At 43.0% G+C, this 24,179-nt stretch carries 40 protein-coding genes; all 40 read right to left on the bottom strand.

Annotated elements, in window-relative coordinates; genetic code table 11:
- Window positions 1–65 precede the first annotated feature (65 nt).
- The 40 genes from L1765_RS12805 to fusA all read right to left on the bottom strand — a co-directional run bounded on the left by L1765_RS12805 (window position 66) and on the right by fusA (window position 24,173).
- Window positions 66–611: a response regulator transcription factor gene (locus L1765_RS12805; RefSeq protein WP_236407877.1), complete on the bottom strand. Its 546-nt coding sequence runs from the start codon at window positions 609–611 to the stop codon at window positions 66–68.
- A 242-nt stretch (window positions 612–853) separates the two neighbouring features.
- Window positions 854–1,246: a 30S ribosomal protein S9 gene (gene rpsI, locus L1765_RS12800; RefSeq protein WP_236407876.1), complete on the bottom strand. Its 393-nt coding sequence runs from the start codon at window positions 1,244–1,246 to the stop codon at window positions 854–856.
- A gap of 18 nt (window positions 1,247–1,264) precedes the next feature.
- On the bottom strand, window positions 1,265–1,702 hold the full coding sequence (gene rplM, locus L1765_RS12795) for a 50S ribosomal protein L13 (RefSeq protein ID WP_236407875.1): 438 nt from the start codon (window positions 1,700–1,702) through the stop codon (window positions 1,265–1,267).
- A 149-nt stretch (window positions 1,703–1,851) separates the two neighbouring features.
- The gene (gene truA / locus L1765_RS12790) at window positions 1,852–2,595 is read right to left on the bottom strand and encodes a tRNA pseudouridine(38-40) synthase TruA (protein ID WP_236407874.1); all 744 of its coding nucleotides are present in this window, start codon (window positions 2,593–2,595) and stop codon (window positions 1,852–1,854) included.
- Between the two features lie 7 nt (window positions 2,596–2,602).
- The gene (locus L1765_RS12785; RefSeq protein WP_236407880.1) at window positions 2,603–3,400 is read right to left on the bottom strand and encodes an energy-coupling factor transporter transmembrane component T family protein; all 798 of its coding nucleotides are present in this window, start codon (window positions 3,398–3,400) and stop codon (window positions 2,603–2,605) included.
- 2 nt (window positions 3,401–3,402) lie between these two features.
- Window positions 3,403–4,272, bottom strand: coding sequence for an energy-coupling factor transporter ATPase (locus tag L1765_RS12780; protein ID WP_236407873.1), 870 nt, complete (start codon window positions 4,270–4,272; stop codon window positions 3,403–3,405).
- Window positions 4,248–5,093 carry an energy-coupling factor transporter ATPase gene (locus tag L1765_RS12775; RefSeq protein WP_236407872.1) on the bottom strand — a complete coding sequence of 282 codons (846 nt, stop codon included), beginning with the start codon at window positions 5,091–5,093 and terminating at the stop codon, window positions 4,248–4,250. Before L1765_RS12775 ends, L1765_RS12780 begins: the two co-directional genes overlap by 25 nt.
- Window positions 5,094–5,443: 350 nt before the next feature.
- The gene (gene rplQ, locus L1765_RS12770; RefSeq protein WP_236407871.1) at window positions 5,444–5,809 is read right to left on the bottom strand and encodes a 50S ribosomal protein L17; all 366 of its coding nucleotides are present in this window, start codon (window positions 5,807–5,809) and stop codon (window positions 5,444–5,446) included.
- Window positions 5,810–5,843: 34 nt separating this feature from the next.
- On the bottom strand, window positions 5,844–6,788 hold the full coding sequence (locus L1765_RS12765; protein ID WP_236407870.1) for a DNA-directed RNA polymerase subunit alpha: 945 nt from the start codon (window positions 6,786–6,788) through the stop codon (window positions 5,844–5,846).
- A 126-nt stretch (window positions 6,789–6,914) separates the two neighbouring features.
- On the bottom strand, window positions 6,915–7,310 hold the full coding sequence (rpsK, locus tag L1765_RS12760) for a 30S ribosomal protein S11 (RefSeq protein ID WP_236407869.1): 396 nt from the start codon (window positions 7,308–7,310) through the stop codon (window positions 6,915–6,917).
- A 16-nt stretch (window positions 7,311–7,326) separates the two neighbouring features.
- Window positions 7,327–7,695, bottom strand: coding sequence for a 30S ribosomal protein S13 (rpsM, locus tag L1765_RS12755; RefSeq protein ID WP_236407868.1), 369 nt, complete (start codon window positions 7,693–7,695; stop codon window positions 7,327–7,329).
- Between the two features lie 17 nt (window positions 7,696–7,712).
- Window positions 7,713–7,826, bottom strand: coding sequence for a 50S ribosomal protein L36 (rpmJ, locus tag L1765_RS12750; RefSeq protein ID WP_003322638.1), 114 nt, complete (start codon window positions 7,824–7,826; stop codon window positions 7,713–7,715).
- Between the two features lie 73 nt (window positions 7,827–7,899).
- Window positions 7,900–8,118 (bottom strand): translation initiation factor IF-1, encoded by a 219-nt coding sequence (gene infA / locus L1765_RS12745; RefSeq protein ID WP_209811079.1) that lies wholly within the window; start codon window positions 8,116–8,118, stop codon window positions 7,900–7,902.
- 2 nt (window positions 8,119–8,120) lie between these two features.
- On the bottom strand, window positions 8,121–8,429 hold the full coding sequence (locus tag L1765_RS12740) for a KOW domain-containing RNA-binding protein (RefSeq protein WP_329610033.1): 309 nt from the start codon (window positions 8,427–8,429) through the stop codon (window positions 8,121–8,123).
- Between the two features lie 16 nt (window positions 8,430–8,445).
- Entirely contained in the window at window positions 8,446–9,192 is a 747-nt protein-coding gene (gene map / locus L1765_RS12735; RefSeq protein ID WP_236407867.1) for a type I methionyl aminopeptidase, read from the bottom strand.
- Window positions 9,189–9,842 (bottom strand): adenylate kinase, encoded by a 654-nt coding sequence (locus tag L1765_RS12730; protein ID WP_236407866.1) that lies wholly within the window; start codon window positions 9,840–9,842, stop codon window positions 9,189–9,191. The genes map and L1765_RS12730 overlap by 4 nt, the downstream gene beginning before the upstream one ends.
- 74 nt (window positions 9,843–9,916) lie before the next feature.
- The gene (gene secY / locus L1765_RS12725) at window positions 9,917–11,206 is read right to left on the bottom strand and encodes a preprotein translocase subunit SecY (RefSeq protein ID WP_236407865.1); all 1,290 of its coding nucleotides are present in this window, start codon (window positions 11,204–11,206) and stop codon (window positions 9,917–9,919) included.
- Window positions 11,206–11,646: a 50S ribosomal protein L15 gene (gene rplO, locus L1765_RS12720; protein ID WP_236407864.1), complete on the bottom strand. Its 441-nt coding sequence runs from the start codon at window positions 11,644–11,646 to the stop codon at window positions 11,206–11,208. Before rplO ends, secY begins: the two co-directional genes overlap by 1 nt.
- 27 nt (window positions 11,647–11,673) lie before the next feature.
- Window positions 11,674–11,859: a 50S ribosomal protein L30 gene (gene rpmD / locus L1765_RS12715; protein ID WP_236407863.1), complete on the bottom strand. Its 186-nt coding sequence runs from the start codon at window positions 11,857–11,859 to the stop codon at window positions 11,674–11,676.
- A gap of 14 nt (window positions 11,860–11,873) precedes the next feature.
- Window positions 11,874–12,371, bottom strand: coding sequence for a 30S ribosomal protein S5 (gene rpsE / locus L1765_RS12710; RefSeq protein WP_236407862.1), 498 nt, complete (start codon window positions 12,369–12,371; stop codon window positions 11,874–11,876).
- An 18-nt stretch (window positions 12,372–12,389) separates the two neighbouring features.
- The gene (gene rplR / locus L1765_RS12705) at window positions 12,390–12,758 is read right to left on the bottom strand and encodes a 50S ribosomal protein L18 (protein ID WP_236407861.1); all 369 of its coding nucleotides are present in this window, start codon (window positions 12,756–12,758) and stop codon (window positions 12,390–12,392) included.
- A gap of 29 nt (window positions 12,759–12,787) precedes the next feature.
- Window positions 12,788–13,327 (bottom strand): 50S ribosomal protein L6, encoded by a 540-nt coding sequence (gene rplF, locus L1765_RS12700; RefSeq protein ID WP_236407860.1) that lies wholly within the window; start codon window positions 13,325–13,327, stop codon window positions 12,788–12,790.
- 33 nt (window positions 13,328–13,360) lie between these two features.
- Complete coding sequence (rpsH, locus tag L1765_RS12695; protein WP_236407859.1) at window positions 13,361–13,759, bottom strand: 30S ribosomal protein S8; 399 nt, start codon at window positions 13,757–13,759, stop codon at window positions 13,361–13,363.
- Between the two features lie 30 nt (window positions 13,760–13,789).
- Window positions 13,790–13,975, bottom strand: coding sequence for a type Z 30S ribosomal protein S14 (locus L1765_RS12690; RefSeq protein WP_236407858.1), 186 nt, complete (start codon window positions 13,973–13,975; stop codon window positions 13,790–13,792).
- A 37-nt stretch (window positions 13,976–14,012) separates the two neighbouring features.
- Window positions 14,013–14,555, bottom strand: a complete 543-nt coding sequence (rplE, locus tag L1765_RS12685) for a 50S ribosomal protein L5 (protein ID WP_236407857.1) — start codon at window positions 14,553–14,555, stop codon at window positions 14,013–14,015.
- Between the two features lie 25 nt (window positions 14,556–14,580).
- Window positions 14,581–14,913, bottom strand: a complete 333-nt coding sequence (rplX, locus tag L1765_RS12680) for a 50S ribosomal protein L24 (RefSeq protein ID WP_236407856.1) — start codon at window positions 14,911–14,913, stop codon at window positions 14,581–14,583.
- Window positions 14,914–14,972: 59 nt separating this feature from the next.
- Complete coding sequence (gene rplN / locus L1765_RS12675) at window positions 14,973–15,341, bottom strand: 50S ribosomal protein L14 (protein ID WP_236407855.1); 369 nt, start codon at window positions 15,339–15,341, stop codon at window positions 14,973–14,975.
- Window positions 15,342–15,377: 36 nt separating this feature from the next.
- On the bottom strand, window positions 15,378–15,641 hold the full coding sequence (gene rpsQ / locus L1765_RS12670) for a 30S ribosomal protein S17 (protein WP_236407854.1): 264 nt from the start codon (window positions 15,639–15,641) through the stop codon (window positions 15,378–15,380).
- Between the two features lie 18 nt (window positions 15,642–15,659).
- Entirely contained in the window at window positions 15,660–15,857 is a 198-nt protein-coding gene (rpmC, locus tag L1765_RS12665) for a 50S ribosomal protein L29 (protein ID WP_236407853.1), read from the bottom strand.
- Window positions 15,847–16,281, bottom strand: a complete 435-nt coding sequence (rplP, locus tag L1765_RS12660) for a 50S ribosomal protein L16 (RefSeq protein ID WP_236407852.1) — start codon at window positions 16,279–16,281, stop codon at window positions 15,847–15,849. The genes rpmC and rplP overlap by 11 nt, the downstream gene beginning before the upstream one ends.
- 2 nt (window positions 16,282–16,283) lie before the next feature.
- Window positions 16,284–16,949, bottom strand: coding sequence for a 30S ribosomal protein S3 (gene rpsC, locus L1765_RS12655; protein ID WP_236407851.1), 666 nt, complete (start codon window positions 16,947–16,949; stop codon window positions 16,284–16,286).
- A 3-nt stretch (window positions 16,950–16,952) separates the two neighbouring features.
- Window positions 16,953–17,294, bottom strand: coding sequence for a 50S ribosomal protein L22 (gene rplV / locus L1765_RS12650; RefSeq protein WP_236407850.1), 342 nt, complete (start codon window positions 17,292–17,294; stop codon window positions 16,953–16,955).
- A 33-nt stretch (window positions 17,295–17,327) separates the two neighbouring features.
- The gene (rpsS, locus tag L1765_RS12645; RefSeq protein WP_236407849.1) at window positions 17,328–17,606 is read right to left on the bottom strand and encodes a 30S ribosomal protein S19; all 279 of its coding nucleotides are present in this window, start codon (window positions 17,604–17,606) and stop codon (window positions 17,328–17,330) included.
- 54 nt (window positions 17,607–17,660) lie between these two features.
- Complete coding sequence (gene rplB, locus L1765_RS12640) at window positions 17,661–18,491, bottom strand: 50S ribosomal protein L2 (protein WP_236407848.1); 831 nt, start codon at window positions 18,489–18,491, stop codon at window positions 17,661–17,663.
- Window positions 18,492–18,518: 27 nt separating this feature from the next.
- Window positions 18,519–18,815 carry a 50S ribosomal protein L23 gene (gene rplW / locus L1765_RS12635; protein WP_236407847.1) on the bottom strand — a complete coding sequence of 99 codons (297 nt, stop codon included), beginning with the start codon at window positions 18,813–18,815 and terminating at the stop codon, window positions 18,519–18,521.
- Window positions 18,815–19,438: a 50S ribosomal protein L4 gene (gene rplD, locus L1765_RS12630; protein WP_236407846.1), complete on the bottom strand. Its 624-nt coding sequence runs from the start codon at window positions 19,436–19,438 to the stop codon at window positions 18,815–18,817. Before rplD ends, rplW begins: the two co-directional genes overlap by 1 nt.
- Window positions 19,439–19,465: 27 nt before the next feature.
- Window positions 19,466–20,098, bottom strand: a complete 633-nt coding sequence (gene rplC, locus L1765_RS12625; protein WP_236407845.1) for a 50S ribosomal protein L3 — start codon at window positions 20,096–20,098, stop codon at window positions 19,466–19,468.
- Between the two features lie 37 nt (window positions 20,099–20,135).
- A complete protein-coding gene (gene rpsJ, locus L1765_RS12620) occupies window positions 20,136–20,444 on the bottom strand; it encodes a 30S ribosomal protein S10 (protein WP_236407844.1) in 309 nt (102 codons plus the stop codon).
- Window positions 20,445–20,791: 347 nt separating this feature from the next.
- Window positions 20,792–21,982 (bottom strand): elongation factor Tu, encoded by a 1,191-nt coding sequence (tuf, locus tag L1765_RS12615; RefSeq protein WP_236407843.1) that lies wholly within the window; start codon window positions 21,980–21,982, stop codon window positions 20,792–20,794.
- Between the two features lie 115 nt (window positions 21,983–22,097).
- On the bottom strand, window positions 22,098–24,173 hold the full coding sequence (gene fusA / locus L1765_RS12610; protein WP_236407842.1) for an elongation factor G: 2,076 nt from the start codon (window positions 24,171–24,173) through the stop codon (window positions 22,098–22,100).
- Window positions 24,174–24,179 lie beyond the last annotated feature (6 nt).

The raw sequence follows: 24,179 nt of genomic DNA, 5'->3' as shown, positions 1-24,179 counted from the left end.
TCTGTCTAATAAACGGGCTTGTAAGCACCAAGATTAAGCGACCTCCCTCGCCAGCCGCAAGTCCATTATATCGCATATTGCTTATTTTCATCATCTGATGGTGCCGCGTCAGCGGCATGGATGTCTAATAAATCATATTCTCTTTTTGTCAATTCAATTAGCTTCCCCGTCCTGCTCACCTGCCGCTTAGATAAGTTCATTCTCAGATCGGCAATCTGGAGATTTTCCGAAAGATTTATCCCGTCCCTCTTTCGTCTCAAGGCAACCCTTATTCTTGCCAATAGCTCTTCGATAGCAAATGGTTTAGTAATATAATCATCAGCCCCTATATCTAATCCCATGACTTTCTCAGTAACATCGTCTTTGGCTGTAAGCATGATAACAGGCAAATTTGAAAACTGCCTGATTCTTCTGCACACTTCCATTCCGTTTAATCCCGGAAGCATAATATCTAATAAGACCAGGTCATACTTATTTTCTTCCGCTTTTTTCAAACCTTCTCTGCCATCAAAGGCTGCATCCACGATGTAACCTTCGTGCTTTAATTCAAGTTCTAAAAATCTTACAATCTGCTTTTCATCTTCTACAATAAGAATTTTGAAACTCTCCATTTAAATGACTCCCTCTTTAAAAGATCTATATCCTATGCACAATTTTTGGATACAGTGCTGAATAGTATATCATTTTTTTAGATAGTGTCTACTATCCAACCTCCATCATGGAGTATGAAGACATTATACTCTCTTTTTAATGAGTTATAAAACGTTTAAAGGGAAAATAATATTTGATTAGAAATACGTCAACAAAAAATCCACTCAGTTGAAAAACCGAGTGGATTTTGATCAAATCGAAATTAACGTTTGGAGAATTGTGGTGCGCGGCGCGCTGCTTTAAGACCGTATTTCTTACGTTCTTTCATTCTTGGGTCACGCGTTAGGAAGCCGGCACGCTTAAGGGGGCCACGGAATTCAGAGTTGACCTTTAAGAGGGCTCTGGCGATTCCATGACGAATGGCTCCCGCTTGACCGGTAAATCCTCCGCCTTTTACATTTACCAAAACATCATAGTTATTTAATGTTTCTGTCAAAACTAAAGGTTGCTTTACGATGAGCTTTAATGTTTCAAGCCCAAAGAAATCATCCATATCTCTCTTATTGATTAAAATGCGACCTGTTCCTGGAACAAGGCGAACCCGAGCTACGGATTTTTTACGACGACCAGTACCGTAATATTGCACCTGTGCCACTAATCGTACCCTCCCTTATTACCCGCGAAGTTCCCAAACTTCTGGTTTTTGTGCTTGATGTGGATGTTCACTGCCTCGATATACATTCAGCTTTGTTGCCAACTTGCGGCCGAGGCGGTTCTTTGGAAGCATGCCTTTAACGGCTAATTCAATCATTCTCTCAGGATTTGTACTCCTCAGATTTCCAGCGGTGGTTTGCTTTAGACCACCCGGATATCCAGAGTGACGATAGTAAATTTTTTGGGATAACTTCTTACCAGTCAGTTCAATTTTTTCTGCATTGATAATAATCACGAAATCTCCAGTATCAACATGTGGTGTATATTCAGGCTTATGCTTGCCGCGAAGAATGGCAGCAGCTTCACTGGCTAACCGGCCGAGGGTTTTGCCAGCGGCATCTATCACATACCATTTACGTTCAACTTCATTTGGCTTAGCCATATATGTGGTACGCATTGATTTCCCTCCTAAAATTCTTACGGAACCGCATTGTTTCTTGCAAACCAGCTATAATTCGTTCGGCAATCTCAAAACCCGGGGCTAGTGGGTTTTTAAAATACCAAATAATATAGTACTACATTCAGAAATCCAAGTCAATTAAAAAATCACTTATAGTTGACTTTATACAAAACTAATCCGTGTGGGGGTACTGTCCTTCCGGCCAGAATTCGATCTTTTTTCTCCAGTATGGATTTTATAGTTTCTGGGTCCCTTTTGCCCTCTCCTACTTCTAACAGAGTGCCGATAATTATTCGCACCATTTGATACAGGAATCCGTTTCCGCGGCATAGGATCTTAAGAAACGGACCTTCCTGTATCATGGTTATCTCATACATTTCCCTTACTTTATCTTGTACTTCCGTTTTTGACGAAGAGAAGGAAGTGAAATCATGGGTGCCGATAAGATAAGCGGCTCCTTCTCTCATTTTTTCTATATCTAAAGCATAAGGAAAATGATATGCATAGCGTCTCATCAAAACATGGGGAACATGACCGCGGTCAATAGTATATATATATATTTTCTCTTTTGCATCAAACCGGGCGTGAAATTGTCCATGAACCTCTTCTGCCTTGGTAATCACAATATCTTTGGGCAATTTCGTATGGAGGGCTAAGGGCCATCGGTCAACCGGTATTGAGGAATCGGTGTTAAAGTGAATGACTTGACCTAACGCATGGACTCCGGCATCGGTTCTTCCTGAACCAACCACTCTCACCTTTTGCTTGGTCAATTCTTCAATGGCTCTTTCCAATTCCCCTTGTATGGTCCTTTGCCCAGGCTGAACTTGAAAACCTGCATATTCTGTTCCATCATAGGTTACGGTCATTCGAATTTTCCTCACACGCATTCTCTCCTTATGTCCGAAAAAAGAACAGGGATGTCACGATACCCAAAAAAACAAAAATTAATCCAATATCCCGTTTATGATAGGTTAGCTTCCGGTATCTTGTTCTTCCTTCCCCACCTCGATAACCTCTGGCTTCCATAGCCATTGCTAATTCTTCTGCCCGGCGGAAAGCACTGATAAACAAAGGAATAAGCAATGGAACAAAACTTTTTATTCTTTTCCCAAATGAGCCGGTGGTAAATTCCGCTCCCCTTGCCATTTGAGCCTTCATAATCTTCTCTGTCTCCTCCATGATGGTTGGGATAAAGCGTAAGGCAATGGACATCATAAGAGCCAATTCATGGGCGGGAAGACCTATCTTTTTAAAAGGAGACAGGAGTGATTCTAGTCCGTCGGTCACATCTATGGGTGAAGTGGTAAAGGTAAGCAAGCTAGCTGCAATAACCAGTAAAAGGAGCCTTAATGAAATAAAAACAGCTTGAACAAGTCCCTGTTCATAAACAGAAAACCATCCCCACTTCCATAACAATTCCCCTTCTTTGGTTGTGAGCAAATACAGGAGTATGGTAAATATAATGAGCCACCAAATGGGTTTTAATCCTTTCAATATATAAGAGAGAGGAACAGAGGTTAACAGCACGGACAAAAGGGTAAACCCGATTAAAATTCCATAAGTAATCCAGTTGTTAGCCAAAAAAATAACAAATACAAATGCAAAAACAAATAACAGTTTAGCCCTTGGGTCCAAACGGTGGATGATTGAATTTCCAGGAATATATTGACCAATAATAATATGATCAAAAATGCTCATGGTTTTATCTCCCTTTCCTGGAATCTTTTCTTCAACTCCTGTATCAAGTCCTCTTTCCTAACAATAGATAAAGGGATTTGCGAATCCATTTTCTGATTTAGCTGCTTGATCAGTTTTGTAATCTTTGGCTGATCAAGGAATGCCTCCCTGATTTTTTTCTCCTGCTGAAAAACCTTTGATGGAGGCCCTTGTAATAAAATAGAACCCTCCTTCATTACGACAATCCAGTCTGCATATTGGGCTACTTCATCCATGTTATGAGATACAAATAAAGTCGTTAACCCATTTTCCTGATGATATTGATAGATCAGCTTTAAAATGTTTTCTTTTCCCTGTGGATCCAGGCCGGCTGTAGGCTCATCAAGAATAAGAACCTTCGGATTCATGGCTAATATTCCTGCAATGGCCACCCTCCTCATCTGCCCCCCGCTTAAAGAAAAGGGAGACCTTGAATACATTTCTTCCTTTATTCCTACCATACTGAGTGCTTCTCTTACTCTTACCCTTATCAGTTCATCCGGAATTCCCAAATTGCGGGGACCATAAGAAACATCCTTTTCCACGGTTTCTTCAAAAAGCTGATGCTCAGGATATTGAAAAACCAATCCCACATATTTTCTTAAATTTGCCAAGCTTTTTTTCTCCTTGGGAGTAACGGTAATGTCACCCACTTGGATTCTGCCCTCCGTTGGCATGAGCAATCCATTGATATGCTGGATAAGGGTTGACTTTCCTGATCCGGTGTGTCCAATAATGGCAACAAATTGCCCAGGGGGGATATGGAGGGTAATGTGATTCAGAGCTTTTTTCTCAAATGGAGTGCCCTTTTTGTACCAATAACTTAATCCTTCGATAAATATTTCCATAGTTCCTCCACCAGTTCATCCTGAGTCAAAATTTCACGAGAAAGGGGAATCCCTTCTTCCCTTAATTGATTGGCAATCTCAATGGATAATGGCACGCGAAGGCCAATCTCTTCCAACTCTCTCCCCTTTGAAAAAATTTCCCTTGGTGTTCCTTGCATATGTAATCTCCCCTGGCTCATCACCATAATACGGTCACTTTCCATCACCTCATCCAGGAAATGGGTGATTTGAATGACGGTAATTCCTTCTTCTTTATTCAGCCTCTTGGCCGTTTCTACCACATCATTTCTTCCCTTGGGGTCCAACATACTGGTTGCTTCGTCGAGAATTAATACATCCGGTTTCATTGCTATTATGCCGGCAATGGCCACCTTTTGTTTCTGACCCCCTGAAAGATGGTGTGGCTCGGCATGTTTCAGATGATATAACCCAACTAATTGAAGGGCTTCTTCCATTCGATTCCTGATTTCATCCCTTGTTAAGCCCAGATTTTCTAAGCCAAACACGATATCATTTTCGACGGTTGTTCCCACAATTTGATTGTCGGGGTTTTGAAAGACCAATCCCGCCTGTCTTCTGATTTCCCATACATGCTTGTCAAGATGTGTTTCCTTTCCGTTCATCTTAATAGACCCTTTTGCAGGTAAGATTAAGGCATTCATTAATTTGGCCAATGTCGACTTCCCTGAGCCGTTTGCCCCAATGATAGAAATATATTCCCCCCGATTTACATCAAATGAGACGTTGTTGACTGCCCAATCTTCTTTAGATCCGGGATACTGAAAACAGACATCTTTAAACTGGACAACCGGATTCATCATAGCCCCCCTTGCTCACACCTATTTATCCTTACAGACGTTGTTCTTTATGGACGATAATCTTGGACGGAACTGAAGAATTCACTAAGGACAGCCTTCCAGTTCGCACTAAGCGAAGAGGCCAAAGAACGGGAATAGCCCTCAAAATGACTCCATCGTCGAGTTATCCAGATGTTTTTGAGGGCTCCATTCTTTAGATTTGAAGCGGACTTTAACCACTTCTTCGCCAAACTCGACTTGCAGACGTGTAAATTCTTTTGTTCCATTCTTACGATCCATCTATTTATCCTGAAAAAAGAAAAAAAGGGTAAGAATCATGGATTCCACTTTACCCTTTTTACCATAAAACTATATTAGTCTACAAGCTCGAGATATACCATCGGGGCACCGTCCCCACGGCGAGGTCCGATTTTTATAATCCGAGTATAACCACCCTGACGATCAGCATATCGTTCTGCAATTTCGCTGAACAATTTTTGGATGGCATTCTGATTTGTCCCCAGGTCTGCCACTTCCCGTCTTACAAAAGATGCCACTTGGCGACGAGCGTGTAAATCCCCACGTTTGGCAAGGGTAATCAATTTTTCCGCAATAGAACGAACCTCCTTTGCCTTTGCTTCTGTTGTTTCGATTCGTTCATAGATAAATAAATCCGTTACAAGATCGCGAAATAACGCTTTTCTTGCGGAAGTATCACGACCCAACTTTGCATATGCCATTCCGATTCCCTCCTTTTAGCCTCTATTCCTTCCGTTAATCATCTTTTCTTAAGCCAAGGCCAAGTTCTTCCAGCTTCTCCTGAACTTCTTCAAGAGATTTGCGTCCCAAATTACGCACTTTCATCATATCTTCTTCTGTTTTTTGGGTTAATTCTTGTACCGTGTTTATTCCAGCACGTTTTAAACAGTTATAAGAACGGACAGATAAATCAAGTTCTTCAATGGTCATTTCAAGAACTTTTTCTTTTTTATCTTCCTCTTTTTCTACCATAATTTCGGCCTCTTGCGCTTCATCCGTAAGACCTACAAACAACATCAGATGCTCAGTTAATATTTTGGCACCTAAACTGATCGCTTCTTCTGGACGAATCGTTCCATTGGTCCAAACCTCAAGGGTTAACTTATCATAGTTTGTTACTTGTCCAACCCTTGTATTTTCCACACTGTAATTGACGCGGTTGATCGGTGTATAAATAGAATCAATTGGAATGACCCCGATAGGAAGTTCGCCCTTTTTATTATCCTCAGCAGATACATAACCACGGCCGCGCTTCGCGGTCATTCGAATATGCAATCTTCCCCCTTCTGCAAGGGTAGCGATATGAAGATCGGGATTTAGAATTTCCACATCGCTATCGGCTCGAATGTCGCCTGCTTTTACCTCTCCTTCGCCTTCCGCGTCTATTTCAATTAATTTCTCTTCATCCGAATGGATTTTAATCGCAAGCTTTTTGATATTTAGAATTATCTCCGTTGTATCTTCAACAACGCCTTCAACGGTTGAAAACTCGTGAAGTACTCCATCAATTTGTACCGAGGTGACAGCTGCACCCGGTAGTGAAGAAAGGAGAATTCTGCGTAATGAATTTCCGAGGGTTGTTCCGTATCCCCTTTCCAATGGTTCAACGACAAACTTTCCGTAGGTAGCATCATCGCTGATCTCTACGATTTCTATTCTAGGCTTTTCAATTTCGATCATTAAACAAACCCTCCTTCAAAAACGTCAAATCCCGTCCTATCACTTCTGGTGATAAGCACACAGAGCGATTAGCTTACCAACTTAGTATTCCTCAATACAAGATGTTTTATACCAATCGACCCTATTTTAAACGCGACGACGTTTTGGCGGACGGCAACCATTGTGAGGAATAGGGGTAACGTCTTTAATCATATTTACTTCTAAACCAGCAGCCTGTAAAGAACGAATGGCAGCTTCGCGACCTGCACCAGGCCCTTTAACCATTACTTCTACGTTCTTTAAGCCGTGTTCCATCGCCTTCTTAGCAGCCTCCTCAGCAGCCATTTGAGCAGCAAAGGGAGTGCTTTTACGCGAACCTTTAAAACCTAATCCTCCTGCACTTGCCCAGGAAATGGCATTGCCATGGGTGTCGGTGATGGTGACGATCGTATTATTGAAAGTAGATTTAATATGAGCGATACCGGATTCAATATTTTTACGATCACGACGTCTTGTCCGTGTCGTAGCTTTTCCTTTAGCCATTCACTGATTCCCTCCTTTACTTCTTCTTATTAGCCACAGTACGACGGGGCCCTTTTCTGGTACGAGCGTTTGTCTTTGATCTTTGACCTCGAACCGGCAGTCCGCGGCGATGACGGATTCCTCTATAAGAGCCAATTTCGATTAAACGCTTAATATTAAGGGATACCTCTCGGCGAAGGTCTCCTTCTACCTTTATATTTTTATCGATATATTCACGAAGTTTCGCAACTTCATCTTCAGTTAAATCCCTAACCCTTGTATCCGGATTTACTCCGCTAGCCTCAAGGATTTTATTTGCGGTTGGGCGACCTATTCCAAATATATAGGTTAAAGCAATCTCAACCCTCTTATCGCGGGGTAAGTCGACACCTGCAATACGTGCCATCTATTTCACCTCCTAAATTATCCCTGTTTTTGCTTGTGTTTCGGATTTTCACAGATTACCATTACGGTGCCTTTACGACGAATGACTTTGCATTTTTCGCAAATCGGTTTCACTGATGGTCTCACCTTCATGTTAAGAACCTCCTTCATGCATGATGCCGATCTCAATCTATTTAAAAACTCCAGTTTGCTATCGAAAGAGACATTATTTGAATCGATAGGTAATTCGGCCGCGAGTTAAGTCATAGGGAGACAACTCTACCGTCACTTTATCTCCAGGTAGGATACGGATAAAATGCATGCGTATCTTTCCAGATACGTGTGCTAGTACTTTATGACCATTTTCCAGCTCAACCCGAAACATGGCGTTGGGTAGAGGTTCTATCACCGTACCTTCTACTTCAATCACATCGTCTTTGGCCATGACTACTCTCCTTTCTCCTGTACTTCAGAATGAGCAGCGTTATATTTTTTCAGGGCATAACGAAGTTTTCCATTGGTTACTCGTCCCGTTTCCATAAGGCTATTTATCACTTCTGGTGATTCTTCATTTAAAAAATGAAGATGAAGAATATTCTTCTTCTTTGCCTTATCAAATTTTCGCTTATCACCATCAGCTATCCATACGAATCGGGGATTTTCAACCTTTACGATAACAGCATATCTGCCACTATCACGGCCCTTTTTCACCCGGACAATTTGTCCCGGTTTAGGCATCCCTTCAGAATCAACCAAAATTAATCACCCTACCTTAGGCTGTTGTTAATATTTCATAGCCAGATTCTGTGATGACAATGGTATGTTCAAAATGGGCACACATGGAGTGGTCCTGAGTCACCACTGTCCAATGATCATCGAGGGTTTTTACATATCTTTCCCCTGCATTCACCATGGGCTCTATGGCCAAAACCATACCTGGCTTTAACCGTGGACCACGGCCAGGGGGGCCAAAGTTGGGGATTTGCGGATCTTCATGTAAATTTTTCCCAATCCCATGACCAACATATTCCCGCACGATGGAAAACCCATGTTGTTCTACATAACGCTGTATTGCATGGGAAATATCCGATAATCGAGCATTTGGTTTCGCTTCATTTAACCCAATAAACAAGGAATCCTTGGTCACTTGAAGCAATTTCTGATTCTCCTCGGATATGGAGCCAACAGCATAGGTCCATGCTGAATCTCCATGATATCCTTCCACTTCTGCTCCAATATCAATACTGATGATATCTCCATCCTTTAGCTTGCGTTCACCTGGTATTCCATGAACCAATTCATCATTCACTGAAGTACAAACACTTCCAGGAAAGCCTCCATAACCTTTGAAAGACGGTATTGCTCCATGTTTTCGAATAAACTCCTCGGCCAAATGATCCAATTCCTTCGTGGTAATGCCTGGTCTAATTGCACTCTTCAATAATTGATGTGTTAGAGCAACAATCCTGCCTGCTTCACGCATGATGGCGATTTCCGCCTGAGTCTTGTATATGATCATTGAGACAGACCTCTCAGTACTTCAGCAATGTCATCAAACACCTTGTCTATATCCTGCTCCCCATTGATATTTTGTAATAATCCTTTGTCACTATAATATTGGAGCAGTGGTTTGGATTGATTAATATTTACATCCAATCGGGTGGCTACTGTTTCTTCGTTATCATCATCCCTCTGGTACAATTCCCCACCGCACTTGTCACATTTCCCTTCCATTTTTGGTGGGTTGTATATGACATGATAAGTGGCACCGCATTCCCTGCAAATTCGACGGCCAGTCAAGCGGGCCAGCAGCGCATCCCTGTTCACATCGATATTTATGACTGCATCAATGGAACGATTTAATTCCTGAAGTGTCCGATCCAATGCTTCTGCCTGAGGTACAGTGCGTGGAAAGCCATCAAGAAGAAATCCCCGTTCACAATCATCTTTACCTAATCTTTCCTTAACAATACCAATCACTACTTCATCCGGAACCAAATGACCCTTATCCATATAGGACTTGGCCTCCAATCCAAGTGGAGTCCCTTCTTTCACTGCACTGCGGAACATGTCTCCTGTTGAGATGTGTGGAATCTGAAATTCGTCAACAATACGTTCAGCCTGAGTTCCTTTTCCTGCCCCAGGAAGACCCATTAACACGATATTCATCTTATCCCTCCACTTTCGTCATCTCAAAGGCGTAAATCCGATGCTGACACCTGAGTTAGTTCTCTCCCGGATTATTACTTGATAAAGCCTTTGTAATGGCGTTTTATTAATTGGCTTTCAATTTGTTTCATGGTTTCAAGGGCTACCCCAATCACAATGAGCAAGGATGTACCGCCGATGCGAACCGATGCTGGCAAACCGGCAAGGGTAGTAAAGAATACTGGTAATATGGATACAGCCGCCAGGAACAGCGCACCCGCTAATGTAATCCGGTTTAAGATTCGGGTAATAAAAATGGCTGTTGTTTTTCCTGGACGAATTCCTGGTATATATCCGCCATTTTTTTTCATGTTATCGGCCATTTGCATCGGATTAATCTGAACAAAGGTGTAGAAATAAGTAAATCCGATAATCAAGATGACATAAAGGAACATCCCTAGCGGAGATCGATAATCAAAGTTTTGGATAATCCAATCGGCTACTGGAGACCCTGCCCAAAAGTTGGCGATGGTTGGCGGAAATACGACGATGGAAAGGGCAAAAATCACTGGGATTACTCCTGCAGCGTTAACTTTCAATGGAATATGAGTGGATTGTCCGCCATACATCTTCCTTCCCACGACACGCTTTGCATAATTCACAGGGATTTTACGAATTCCCTGCTGAATGAAGATCACTCCAACGACGATGGCTACCACGACAAGTGCAATCACCAGGAATTTAACAATGTTTAGAAAAAGCTGATCCGCCTGATAAAATTCAGATGCATAAATGGCTCGGATACCATTGGGGATTCCAGCCACAATACCGGCAAAGATGATGATGGAAATTCCATTTCCAATGCCCTTTTCTGTGATCTGCTCTCCTAACCACATTAAAAAGGCCGTTCCCGCAGTTAAGGTAATGGCGATGATCAAGTAGGTAAAGAAACTGGCATTCTGAACCAATCCCGGGTACAAATTATTAAAGCCTACAGATAATCCAACGGCTTGGATAAATCCAAGCACTACAGTACCATAGCGGGTAAATTGAGCCAGTTTACGACGCCCTTCTTCCCCTTCCCTTGCCCATTGGGCAAATTTGGGAACCACATCCATGGCTAACAATTGTACGATAATTGATGCGGTAATGTAGGGCATGATTCCCATGGCAAAAACAGAAAAATTGGCTAAGGCCCCACCTGAGAACGTATTTAGAAACCCGAATATATTATTGGCTTCTCCCAACTGCTTCAATGCTGTTACGTCAATGTTGGGAACAGGTACGAAGCTGCCAATTCGAAAAACAACCAACATCAACAGCGTGAAGATAATTCTTCGACGCAAGTCGGCAACCTTAAAAATGTTGGAGATTGTTGTAAACATTAGACCACCTCAGTTTTTCCGCCTGCAGCCTCGATTTTCTCGACAGCAGCCTGAGAGAATTTGTTGGCCTTTACGGTCAATTTCACATTTAATTCTCCATTTCCGAGGATCTTTACTCCATCTTTGATGTTTTTAATGATTCCAGATTCAATAAGAAGCTCTGGAGTAACTTCTGTATTTTCCGCAAAGCGATTTAATGTATCAAGGTTAATAATCGCATACTCTTTACGGTTAAAGTTCGTAAATCCTCGCTTTGGCAAGCGACGATATAATGGATTTTGTCCACCTTCAAAGCCAGGGCGAACTCCTCCACCAGAGCGGGCATTTTGTCCTTTATGACCTCTTCCAGCGGTTTTTCCATTCCCGCTGCCGATTCCCCTTCCGACTCTTTTGCGCTCTTTGCGGGAACCTGTAGCCGGTTTAAGTTCATGAAGTTTCATGTTCGCACCTCCTCTTATATCAAATCATTAGTCGTTAACTTCTTCAACCTCTACCAAATGACTCACTTTGTTCACCATACCGCGGATGGAAGGATTATCTTCATGAACCACAGTTTGATGCAATTTGGTTAATCCCAATGTACGAACGGTGACTCGTTGGTCCTCCTTGCGACCAATCACACTCCGCTTGAGGGTAATTTTAAGTTTTGCCATCTTCAAATCCCTCCTTATCCTAACAGCTCATCAACCGTTTTTCCTCTAAGTTTGGCAACTTCTTCAGTGGTTTTTAAACGGCTCAGCCCTTCTAAAGTAGCTCTTACCATATTGATTGAGTTGGAAGAACCAAGAGATTTGGTCAATATATCACTTACTCCTGCCAATTCCAATACCGCACGAACAGGCCCTCCTGCAATAACTCCAGTACCTTCAGAGGCAGGCTTCAACAATACTTTACCCGCTCCAAAAAGACCTGTAACATCATGTGGAATAGTAGTTCCCACAAGGGGTACTTTAATTAAATTCTTTTTCGCATCATCAATTCCTTTGCGAATGGCGTCAGGCACTTCCGCTGCTTTTCCAATTCCAGCACCGACGTATCCGTTCTTGTCCCCAACAACCACCAATGCGCTAAAACTAAAACGACGTCCACCTTTTACTACTTTAGCTACCCTATTGATAGCAACCACTCTTTCCTCAAGATCAAGGGTATTAGGGTCGATACGCATGGAATTCCCTCCTTCTTATTAAAATTCTAACCCTTCTTCACGAGCTGCATCTGCCAGAGCTTTTACACGGCCATGGTATAAATAACCACCGCGATCAAATACCACTCTGATGATTCCCTTTTCTTTGGCACGCTTCGCAATTAATTCTCCAACTTTTACGGCAGCTTCTTGATTTCCGCCATTGGTCAACTGACCTTTTAGTTCCGGATCAATCGTTGAAGCAGACGTAATCGTTACACCGGTTGTATCATCAATTAATTGTGCATAGATGTTCTTATTTGAACGAAACACATTTAATCGAGGACGTTCAGCTGTACCAAATAAAGTTTTGCGAACCCGTAGATGTCTTTTCTTACGAACCTTATTTTTATCCATTTTCGTAATCATCCGGCTCACTCCCTTCGTCTAAAAACTACCTATTTCTTACCTGTCTTACCTTCTTTACGACGAATCCTTTCATCGGCATATTTGATCCCTTTCCCTTTATAGGGCTCAGGTTCACGGAAAGAACGTATTTTAGCAGCCATGGCTCCAACTCGTTCTTTATCGATGCCTTTTACAACCACCTTTGTGGTTTCCGGTACCTCCAGTTCAATACCTTCTTCTGGAATCACTTCAATCGGATGGGAAAAACCAACGCTTAATGTGACATTTTTCCCGGATTTGGCAGCGCGGTATCCCACTCCTACCAATTCAAGAGTCTTGGAAAATCCATTGGTTACACCTTCAATCATGTTCGCTAGAATACTTCGGGTTGTACCATGTAGGGCACGATGCAATTTATTATCGGATGGGCGCTCAACCAGCACTTCATTCCCTTCCACCTTAATAATCATATCCTTATGGAACTCGCGGGAAAGAGTGCCTTTTGGCCCCTTTACACTGACTTCTGATCCGTTAATCTTAAATTCTACTCCATTGGGGATCACAATTGGTTTCTTACCAATTCGAGACATTCCTGACACCTCCATTCACTGGTTCTTGGTGTATTACCAAACGTAACAAATCACTTCTCCACCCACTTGGGCTTGGCGGGCCTCTTTATCTGTCATAACTCCTTTGGAAGTTGACAAAATGGCTACCCCTAATCCGCCTAGGACTCTTGGAATTTCTTCTTTCTTTGCATATACCCTTAATCCAGGTTTACTGATGCGCTTCAACCCGGAAATGACGCGTTCATTGTTAGGACCATATTTCAAAAAGATGCGAATGACTCCCTGCTTCCCGTCTTCGATAAATTCTGCATCCCGAACAAAGCCCTCACGCTTTAAGATTTCGGCAATTTCTTTTTTTAATTTAGATCCAGGAATTTCCACTTTTTCATGACGAACGGTGTTCGCATTGCGAATCCTGGTAAGCATATCTGCAATAGGGTCAGTCATCACCATGTGTTATTACCTCCTTCCCTCTCGTATGGTCTACCAGCTGGCCTTTTTCACACCAGGGATTTGACCTTTGTATGCCAATTCACGGAAACAAATCCGGCAAAGTTTAAATTTACGAAGAACAGAATGTGGACGTCCACAGCGTTCGCAGCGAGTATAGGCGCGAACTTTAAACTTAGGTGTCCGCTTCTGCTTGATGATCATTGATTTCTTCGCCACGCGATTCCCTCCTTACTTTTTAGATGGGATGTTAACTTTATTTGGCAAAGGGCATTCCCAACAAGCTTAGTAGCTCACGGGCTTCCTCATCGGAATTTGCCGTAGTGACAATGACAACATCCATACCTCTTACTTTATCCACTTTATCGTAATCAACTTCAGGGAAAATTAATTGTTCCTTCAATCCTAAAGTATAGTTACCGCGGCCGTCAAAAGCCTTTGGAGACAAACCTCGAAAGTCACGAACACGGGGCAACGCAATGTTAAAGAGTTTATCTAGGAAGTGATACATCCGCTCTCCACGCAAGGTTACTTTCGTTCCAATGGGCATGCCTTCACGCAATTTAAATCCAGCGATGGATTTTTTCGCTCTGGTTACGACTGGTTTTTGTCCGGCAATTTGTTGCAACTCTTCTACTGCATTATCCAAAACCTTGGGATTGGCAACAGCATCACCAACTCCCATGTTTATCACCACTTTTTCAACGCGGGGTACCTGCATGACAGACTTGTAGTTAAACTTTTGCATCAATGCAGGAGTAACTTCATGAATAAATTTTTCTTTCATTCTTGCTGACATGTTTTAGCCCTCCCTTCATCACTGACTACTTGTCAATCACTTCGCCAGATTTCTTTGCAACCCGTACTTTTTTACCATTATCTAATACTTTATACCCAATTCTGGTTGGTTCGCCGCTTTTCGGGTCGAGAAGCATCACATTGGAAACATGGATCGGTGCTTCTTGGGTTAGTATTCCGCCTTGAGGATTGGCTTGAGACGGACGTGCATGTTTCTTCACCATGTTAACTCCTTCAACCAGAACGCGTTTTTCCTTCGGAAAAGCCTTTAAAACTCGGCCTTTTTTTCCCTTATCCTTACCGGAAATAACCATTACGGTATCACCGGACTTCACGTGTAGCTTGTTTTGCTTAGACATATCGGCACCTCCTTCGTAAAACTTGCCATGCCTTTTCTTCTTCAAAGTCACTAACTAAACTAAATCACTTCAGGAGCTAGTGATACGATTTTCATAAAATCCTTTTCTCGAAGCTCACGGGCAACCGGTCCAAAAATACGCGTTCCCCTTGGACTTTTATCTTCTTTTACGATAACAGCCGCATTTTCATCAAATTTAATATAGGACCCGTCATCTCTGCGACTGCCGCGTACTGATCTAACGACTACAGCTTTCACGACATCCCCTTTTTTGACAACGCCCCCTGGTGTAGCTTGTTTGACAGAACAAACAATGATATCACCGATATTTGCATATTTGCGGCCGGAACCTCCTAACACCTTAATGCACATCAGTTCTCTCGCGCCGGTGTTATCAGCCACCTTTAAACGAGTTTGTGGTTGAATCATGTGATTTCACTCCCTTCGAACTGCAATGTTCCGTCATTAAATAATGACAGCTTTCTCAACAATTTCAACTAATCGCCAACGCTTATCCTTGGACAGCGGACGAGTTTCCATGATTTTTACAATATCCCCTGCTTTAGCTTGATTGTTTTCATCATGGGCCTTATATTTCTTCGTATATTTCACTCGCTTACTGTATAAGGGATGCTTTTTATAGGTTTCTACGCTCACGACAATGGTTTTGTCCATTTTATCACTTACAACTTTTCCAATAACAACTTTACGGTTGTTGCGTTCAGTCATCCTTTAAAACCTCCTCTCTTAACGGATTCCTAATTCACGCTCACGAATCACAGTTTTAGCACGGGCAATCGCTTTGCGAATTTCGCGAATGCGGGAAGGATTATCCAGCTGCCCGGTAGCTAGCTGAAATCGGAGGTTGAAAAGTTCCTCTTTTAATCCATTGATTTTTTGCTCTATTTCTACAGTGGTTAAGTTACGAAATTCACTAGCTTTCATTTGCGTCACCACCCAGTTCTTCCCGTTTTACAAACTTGGTTTTGATCGGCAACTTGTGGGAGGCCAGACGCATTGCTTCGCGAGCAACTTCTTCAGGAACACCTGCAAGTTCAAACATAATTTTTCCTGGCTTTACCACAGCTACCCATTTTTCCGGAGAACCTTTACCAGAACCCATCCGTACTTCCAATGGCTTTTGGGTAACAGGCTTTGAAGGGAAAATTTTAATCCATACTTTCCCTCCACGTTTTATATAACGAGTCATCGCAATACGCGCCGCTTCAATTTGGCGGTTAGTAATCCATGCCGGCTCTAAGGCTTGCAAGCCATATTCACCAAAAGCCACTTCAGTTCCGCCTTTAGCTTGGCCCTTCATGCGTCCGCGGTGCTCTTTACGATGTTTCACGCGTTTTGGCATTAACATGATTACTTGCCTCCTTCCTCAGCCTCATTGTTCTTCCCTTTCGTTGGGAGAACCTCTCCACGATAAATCCAAACTTTTACACCAATTTTTCCATAGGTGGTATCGGCTTCTGCAAAACCATAATCTATATCTGCCCTTAAAGTATGAAGTGGAACAGTGCCTTCACTGTACCCTTCACTGCGGGCAATTTCCGCTCCTCCCAAACGTCCGCTTACCATCGTTTTGATTCCAAGAGCTCCTGCTCTCATGGTACGCTGAATAGCTTGCTTCATGGCTCGGCGGAAGGAGATACGGTTCTCCAATTGCTTGGCGATACCGTCAGCAACCAGAAAAGCATTTAATTCCGGGTTTTTGATCTCGTTAATATTAATGTGAACCTTTTTACCTGTCATATCAGACAGTTTTTTACGAAGAGCTTCTACTTCAGATCCGCCTTTACCAATAACCATTCCAGGCTTTGCGGTGTAAATGGTAATGTTCAAACGATTGGCGGCACGCTCTATCTCAATGGTGGAAACACCGGCATCTTTAAGTCGTTCGTTGATAAATTCGCGAATTTTTAAATCTTCATGGAGCAAGTTGGCATAATCTTTTTCCGCATACCATTTAGATTCCCAGTCGCGAATGATTCCTACTCTAAGACCAACTGGGCTTACCTTTTGACCCACTCATTATCCCTCCTTTTTTTCACTTACAACCACAGTAATGTGACTGGTACGCTTGTTTATCCGACTGGCGCGACCCATAGCTCGAGGCCGAAACCTCTTTAATGTGGGGCCTTGGTCAACATATATTTCACTGATAACTAGATTATTTGGATCCATTTCAAGGTTATTTTCTGCATTAGCAATGGCAGAGTTTAACACTTTTTCTACAACGGGAGATGCTGCCTTTGGCGTATGGCGAAGAATAGCAATGGCTTCTCCCACCTGCTTTCCCCGAATCAAGTCTACCACCAAGCGGACTTTACGGGGGGCAATCCGAACATATCTTGCAATGGCCTTAGCTTGCATACCTGTACCTCCTCTCTATGTTAGAGATCTCAGTTATTTTTTCGTCTTCTTATCATCACCGGCATGGCCTTTAAAAGTTCTGGTAGGTGCGAATTCTCCCAACTTGTGTCCTACCATATCCTCTGTAATATACACAGGTACATGTTTCCGACCATCATATACGGCAATGGTATGTCCTATAAATTCTGGGAAAATCGTGGAACGACGAGACCAGGTTTTGACGACTCTCTTTTCCCCTTTTTCGTTCATTTCCACTACTTTTTTAATTAAGTGATCATCTGCAAAGGGTCCTTTTTTTAGGCTGCGTCCCATGTAAGAACCTCCCTTCGTATTAAACGTTCTTTATTTTTTTCTTGATTGTGAACCTTACTTTTTCCGTCTGCGAATAATATATTTGTCAGAATGCTTATTCTTCTTCCGGGTTTTGTAACCAAGGGTTGGTTTACCCCATGGAGTAACTGGTGATTTTCTTCCGATAGGCGCACGTCCTTCTCCACCACCGTGCGGATGGTCATTGGGGTTCATAACAGATCCGCGAACCACAGGACGATTACCCAACCAACGGGAGCGTCCGGCTTTTCCGATAGTAATGAGCTCATGATCCAGATTTCCAACCTGACCGATGGTCGCCCGGCATTCTTTGCGAATCATCCTTGTTTCACCAGATTTTAGGCGAATAATAACATAATCGCCTTCTTTACCCAAAATTTGTGCTTCAGCTCCGGCAGCCCTTACCAATTGTGCACCTTTTCCTGGCTTTAATTCGATGTTATGGACCACTGTACCAACCGGTATGTTTTGCAATGGCAGTGCATTACCAATCTTGATGTCAGCATCCGGTCCAGACATGATCTGGTCTCCCACTCGTAATCCATTGGGATGAATAATATATCTCTTTTCACCATCAGCATAATGAATGAGCGAGATATTGGCAGAGCGGTTTGGATCATATTCGATTGTGGCAACGCGTCCTGGTATTCCATCTTTGTTTCGCTTAAAGTCAATGATACGATATTTGCGCTTATGTCCTCCACCTTGGTGACGAACAGTGATGCGTCCCTGATTGTTCCGTCCAGCATTCTTAGTCAAAGGAGCAAGCAAAGATTTCTCAGGTTTGTCTGTGGTAATTTCCTCGAATGTGGACACAGTCATTTGACGACGACCTGGGGACGTTGGTTTATATTTTTTAATACCCATTACATTTTCCCTCCTTTACCGTGTCTCTTAAACACCTTCAAAGAACTCAAGAGGTTTGCTATCTTCGGTCAGCGTAACAATCGCTTTTTTCCATTTCCGGTAATGAGTATATCCGGAATATCGGCCATAGCGCTTTGGCTTTCCTGGCATATTCATGGTGCGAACCTCTTCCACTTTCACGTTAAAAATTTGTTCAATCGCTTGCTTAATCTCGATTTTGTTAGAACGATGGTCTACTTCAAATACATATTTGTTGTCACCCATCAGGTCTGTCGTACGCTCAGTGACAATAGGGCGCTTGATAATATCGCGAGGATTTTTCATTACCCAAGCACCTCCTCTACCTTTGCTACCGCATCTTTGGAAATGATTAGTTTATCATGGGTTAATACATCAAGTACATTGATTCCGTTAGCAGTAATGTATTTTACACCTGGAATATTCCTGGCTGATAATGCAACATTTTCGTTGTATTCTCCACCCACGATCAATGCCTTTCGTTCCACTTTCAGATTGTTTAATGCACTTGCCATATCCTTAGTTTTTGGCTGGCTAAGCACCAATTCATCCAGTACTAATAACTCTTCCGCTTTCACTTTAGCGGATAATGCAGATTTCATCGCCAAACGGCGCATTTTTTTAGGCAATTTATATGCATAACTGCGGGGAGTAGGCCCAAAAACTGTACCTCCACCTACCCATTGAGGAGCACGAATACTACCTTGTCTTGCACGTCCGGTCCCTTTTTGACGCCATGGCTTGCGACCACCGCCACGAACCAATGCACGGTTTTTGGTAGCATGGGTTCCACGGCGCATAGAAGCTCTTTGTGCAACCACCGCTTCATGAAGGACCGTTTCGTTGGGAGTTATACCGAAGATTGCATCATTAAGTTCAATTTCACCCACCTGTGCTCCACTCATGTTATATACAGCTACTTTTGGCATATCAAGCCCTCCTTTCTCTATCGTTTCCTATTTACCAGATTTCACGGTAGATTTTATGGTTACGTAGGAATTGCGAGGCCCTGGAATAGCTCCTTTAACCAACAGCAAATTACGTTCCTTATCCACCTTGACAATTTCAAGATTTTGCACGGTAACTTTTTCGCCTCCCATGCGTCCGGGAAGGGTTTGTCCTTTGAACACACGGTTTGGAGCAATAGAGCCAAGAGATCCTGGTCCACGGTGGTAACGGGAACCATGGGACATAGGCCCGCGTGCTTGATTGTGGCGTTTAATAGCACCAGCAAATCCTTTTCCCTTTGATTTACCAGTTACATCCACGAATTCTCCTTCGGCAAAAATTCCTACGTTCACTTCTTGACCAACTTCGTAATCCGCAAGGTTAACCCCGCGAATTTCTCTTACGTAGCGCTTAGGTGTTGTTCCAGCTTTTTTCGCATGGCCCATCTCCGGTTTATTGGATCGAGACTCTTTCTTTTCATCAAAGCCCAATTGAACCGCTTCATATCCATCAATGCCGTTTTCCTTCTTCTGAAGTACAACACAAGGGCCAGCCTGTATTACTGTAACAGGAACAACTGAACCGTTATCGGCAAATACTTGAGTCATCCCCAGTTTTTTCCCTAAGATTCCTTTGGTCATTGTTGCCACCTCCTAGAATAAAAATAATATGACTTACTTATAATTTAATTTCAATATCCACGCCAGATGGTAAATCTAATCGCATCAAAGCATCCACGGTTTGTGGCGTAGGATTCACAATGTCAATGAGACGCTTGTGTGTTCTCATCTCAAATTGCTCCCTGGAATCCTTATACTTGTGGACCGCACGTAAAATGGTGTACACCGTCTTTTCTGTAGGTAACGGTATCGGACCAGATACACTTGCACCGGAACGCTTTGCGGTATCCACAATCTTTTCAGCAGATTGATCAAGGATTTGATGATCATATGCTTTTAAACGAATCCTGATTTTTTGTTTTGCCATGATATTCCCTCCTTTTTCGCTCATTTTTAAAAATGAACATTCTCCGCGGAAATTTCCCTCACCCCAGCCATGGCAAAGGGGCCGGGCGTGTCGGCAACCTTCCACATCATCGCAGTCCACGACAACATTCAATATTATATAAAAACCAAGAATAACTTGCAAGTTTTTTTTGAACTCAACCGCCATAGGCATGGTTGCAAATAAGGACATAAGATAAAAAAGAAAACTCGCTAATTGGAAAGACCCTACCGATGAAGACAAAGGCGTAGTTGACCTTATACGATAGGAAAACAGAAAAAGAATCCCATCACCCAGATGGGATTCTCTGAAAATCTTTGATTTTTCCTTTACTTTATAATGGCGGAAACGGCACCGGCACCAACGGTACGACCACCTTCACGAATCGCAAAGCGGGTACCATCTTCAATAGCGATCGGCGCAATCAATTCTACATCAATTGTGATGTTGTCACCAGGCATAACCATTTCTGTTCCTTCTGGGAGCTGGATCACACCTGTTACGTCAGTGGTACGGAAATAGAATTGTGGACGGTATCCGTTGAAGAAAGGAGTATGGCGTCCACCTTCTTCTTTGGTTAATACGTAAATTTGAGCCTTGAATTTAGTATGGGGCTTCACAGAGCCAGGCTTTGCCAAAACTTGTCCGCGCTCAATTTCTTTACGGTCTACACCGCGAAGAAGGGCTCCAATGTTGTCTCCTGCTTCAGCTTGATCAAGAAGCTTACGGAACATTTCAACACCAGTTACAGTAGTTGTTTTGATTTCTTCAGCAAGACCAACAATTTCAACGCTGTCTCCAACTTTAACCGTTCCACGCTCTACACGACCGGTAGCAACGGTACCGCGGCCTGTAATGGAGAATACGTCTTCCACAGGCATCAGGAATGGCTTATCTTTGTCACGCTCAGGAGTTGGAACGTATTCATCGACAGCCTTCATTAATTCAAGGATACTATTTGCCCATTCGCTGTTTGGATCTTCCAAAGCTTTTAGAGCGGACCCTTTAATAACAGGAATGTCGTCTCCCGGGAATTCATATTCAGATAACAGATCGCGAATTTCCATTTCTACAAGTTCAAGCAATTCTTCGTCATCAACCATATCCACTTTGTTCATGAATACGACGATGTAAGGAACTCCTACCTGACGGGAGAGAAGAATATGCTCACGAGTTTGTGGCATTGGACCATCAGCAGCAGACACTACAAGAATGGCTCCGTCCATTTGGGCTGCTCCAGTAATCATGTTTTTAACGTAGTCAGCATGCCCCGGGCAGTCAACGTGCGCATAGTGACGGTTTTCAGTTTCGTACTCCACGTGAGCAGTGGAAATGGTAATTCCGCGCTCGCGCTCTTCTGGAGCCTTGTCGATTTGATCATAAGCGGTTGCAGTGGCACCACCAGTTTTAGCCAATACAGTGGTGATTGCAGCAGTCAATGTAGTCTTACCATGGTCAACGTGACCAATGGTTCCAATGTTAACGTGCGGCTTAGTCCGCTCAAATTTAGCTTTTGCCATGAGAACATTTCCTCCTTAATACATAATTTATTGATTGATGTAAATAAACTTGTTTCCAAAGACATTTTAACCCTTTCCATTTGAATTAGAAAGTGGCAATTTCGATAGAATTCTTTTAGCCTTTATTCCTGTTTATAATCTCTTCTGCAATATTTCTCGGCACTTCTTCATAATGATCAAAATGCATAGAGTATGTTCCACGTCCTTGGGTTTTTGAGCGCAAGGATGTTGCATATCCAAACATTTCAGCTAAAGGAACCATCGCTTTGATGATTTGAGCACCAGCCCTCGTATCCATACCTTCTACGCGGCCGCGGCGGGAGTTAATATCTCCCATAATGTCTCCCATGTACTCCTCTGGAACAACCACTTCCACCTTCATGATTGGCTCAAGCAGGACTGGGTTACATTTATTCTTAGCAGCTTTAAGAGCCAAAGAACCGGCAATTTTAAAGGCCATCTCGGAAGAATCCACGTCGTGGTAACTTCCGTCTACGATGGTTGCCTTAATATCAATCACTGGATATCCGGCTAACACCCCATTTTGCATCGATTCCTCGATACCGGCCTGTACTGCAGGGATATATTCTTTTGGAACAACCCCACCGACAATTTTGTTTACAAACTCGAAACCAGATCCTTCTGGCAGTGGCTCGAATTCGATCCAAACATGACCATATTGACCACGCCCACCAGACTGTCGAACGAATTTTCCTTCTACCTTTGCAGGTGAACGGAAGGTTTCTTTGTATGCAACCTGAGGTTTACCTACATTGGCTTCAACCTTAAATTCGCGTTGAAGTCGGTCGACGATAATCTCTAAGTGCAGCTCTCCCATTCCAGCAATGATGGTTTGCCCGGTTTCCTCTTCTGTGTATGTGCGGAAGGTCGGGTCTTCTTCTGCCAATTTGGCAAGTGCCATACCCATTTTGTCTTGATCAGCTTTTGTTTTCGGTTCAATAGCGACAGAGATAACGGGTTCCGGAAATTCCATGGATTCCAAAATTACAGGATGCTTTTCATCGCATAGGGTGTCTCCTGTGGTTGTATCCTTTAATCCAACGGCAGCGGCGATATCTCCTGCGTAAACGATGCTGATTTCTTGCCTGTGGTTGGCATGCATCTGCAAAATACGACCAATCCGTTCACGTTTATTCTTCGTTGAGTTCAATACATACGATCCGGAACTTAAGGTACCGGAATATACGCGGAAGAAAGTTAATTTACCCACATAGGGGTCAGACATGATTTTGAATGCCAATGCGGCAAATGGTTCATTGTCATCAGATTTTCTGACAGTCTCATCATTACTGTCAGGAAGCACTCCCTTAATAGGAGGAACGTCCAATGGTGATGGCAAATAGTCGACTACAGCATCCATCATTAATTGGACACCCTTGTTCTTATAGGAAGAACCACATAGGACAGGGGTAATTTGAACATTACATGTTCCCTTGCGAAGAGTTGTCTTCATCTCTTCAACGGTTAATTCCTCCCCTTCAAGATACTTCATCATCAGTTCTTCATCCAGTTCGGCCACAGCCTCAACCAGCTTGGTTCTCCATTCATCAGCCAATTCCTTCATATGATCAGGAATTTCTCTCGCTTCAGAACGGGTACCTAAATCATCTAGATAAAAATAAGCCTTCATTTCTACAAGGTCAATGATTCCTTCAAATGTATCTTCTGCGCCGATAGGCAGCTGAATAGGAACAGCATTGGCGTGCAGGCGATCTCTCATCTGCTGAACAGCCGAAAAGAAGTCCGCCCCCAAAATGTCCATTTTGTTGACATAAGCGATTCGGGGAACACGATATTTATCAGCTTGACGCCACACGGTTTCAGATTGTGGTTCTACTCCACCTTTAGCGCAAAAAACGCCTACAGCTCCATCTAATACGCGAAGGGAGCGTTCTACTTCAACCGTAAAGTCTACGTGTCCAGGTGTGTCGATAATGTTAATGCGATGCCCTTTCCACTGGGCAGTAGTAGCAGCAGAGGTAATGGTGATTCCCCGTTCCTGTTCCTGCTCCATCCAGTCCATGGTGGCAGCACCGTCATGAACCTCACCAATTTTATGAACACGGCCGGTATAAAAGAGAATACGCTCAGTTGTTGTTGTTTTACCGGCATCAATGTGTGCCATGATACCAATATTACGCGTATTTTGTAAGGAGAATTCTCTTGCCATTTTGCT

Origin of the sequence: Microaerobacter geothermalis, from assembly GCF_021608135.1 — a bacterium.
In the GTDB taxonomy this organism is placed as follows: Bacteria; Bacillota; Bacilli; order DSM-22679; family DSM-22679; genus Microaerobacter; species Microaerobacter geothermalis.
Note: the sequence above shows the minus strand (reverse complement) of the source record. Positions and strands in the feature narration are given on the sequence as shown.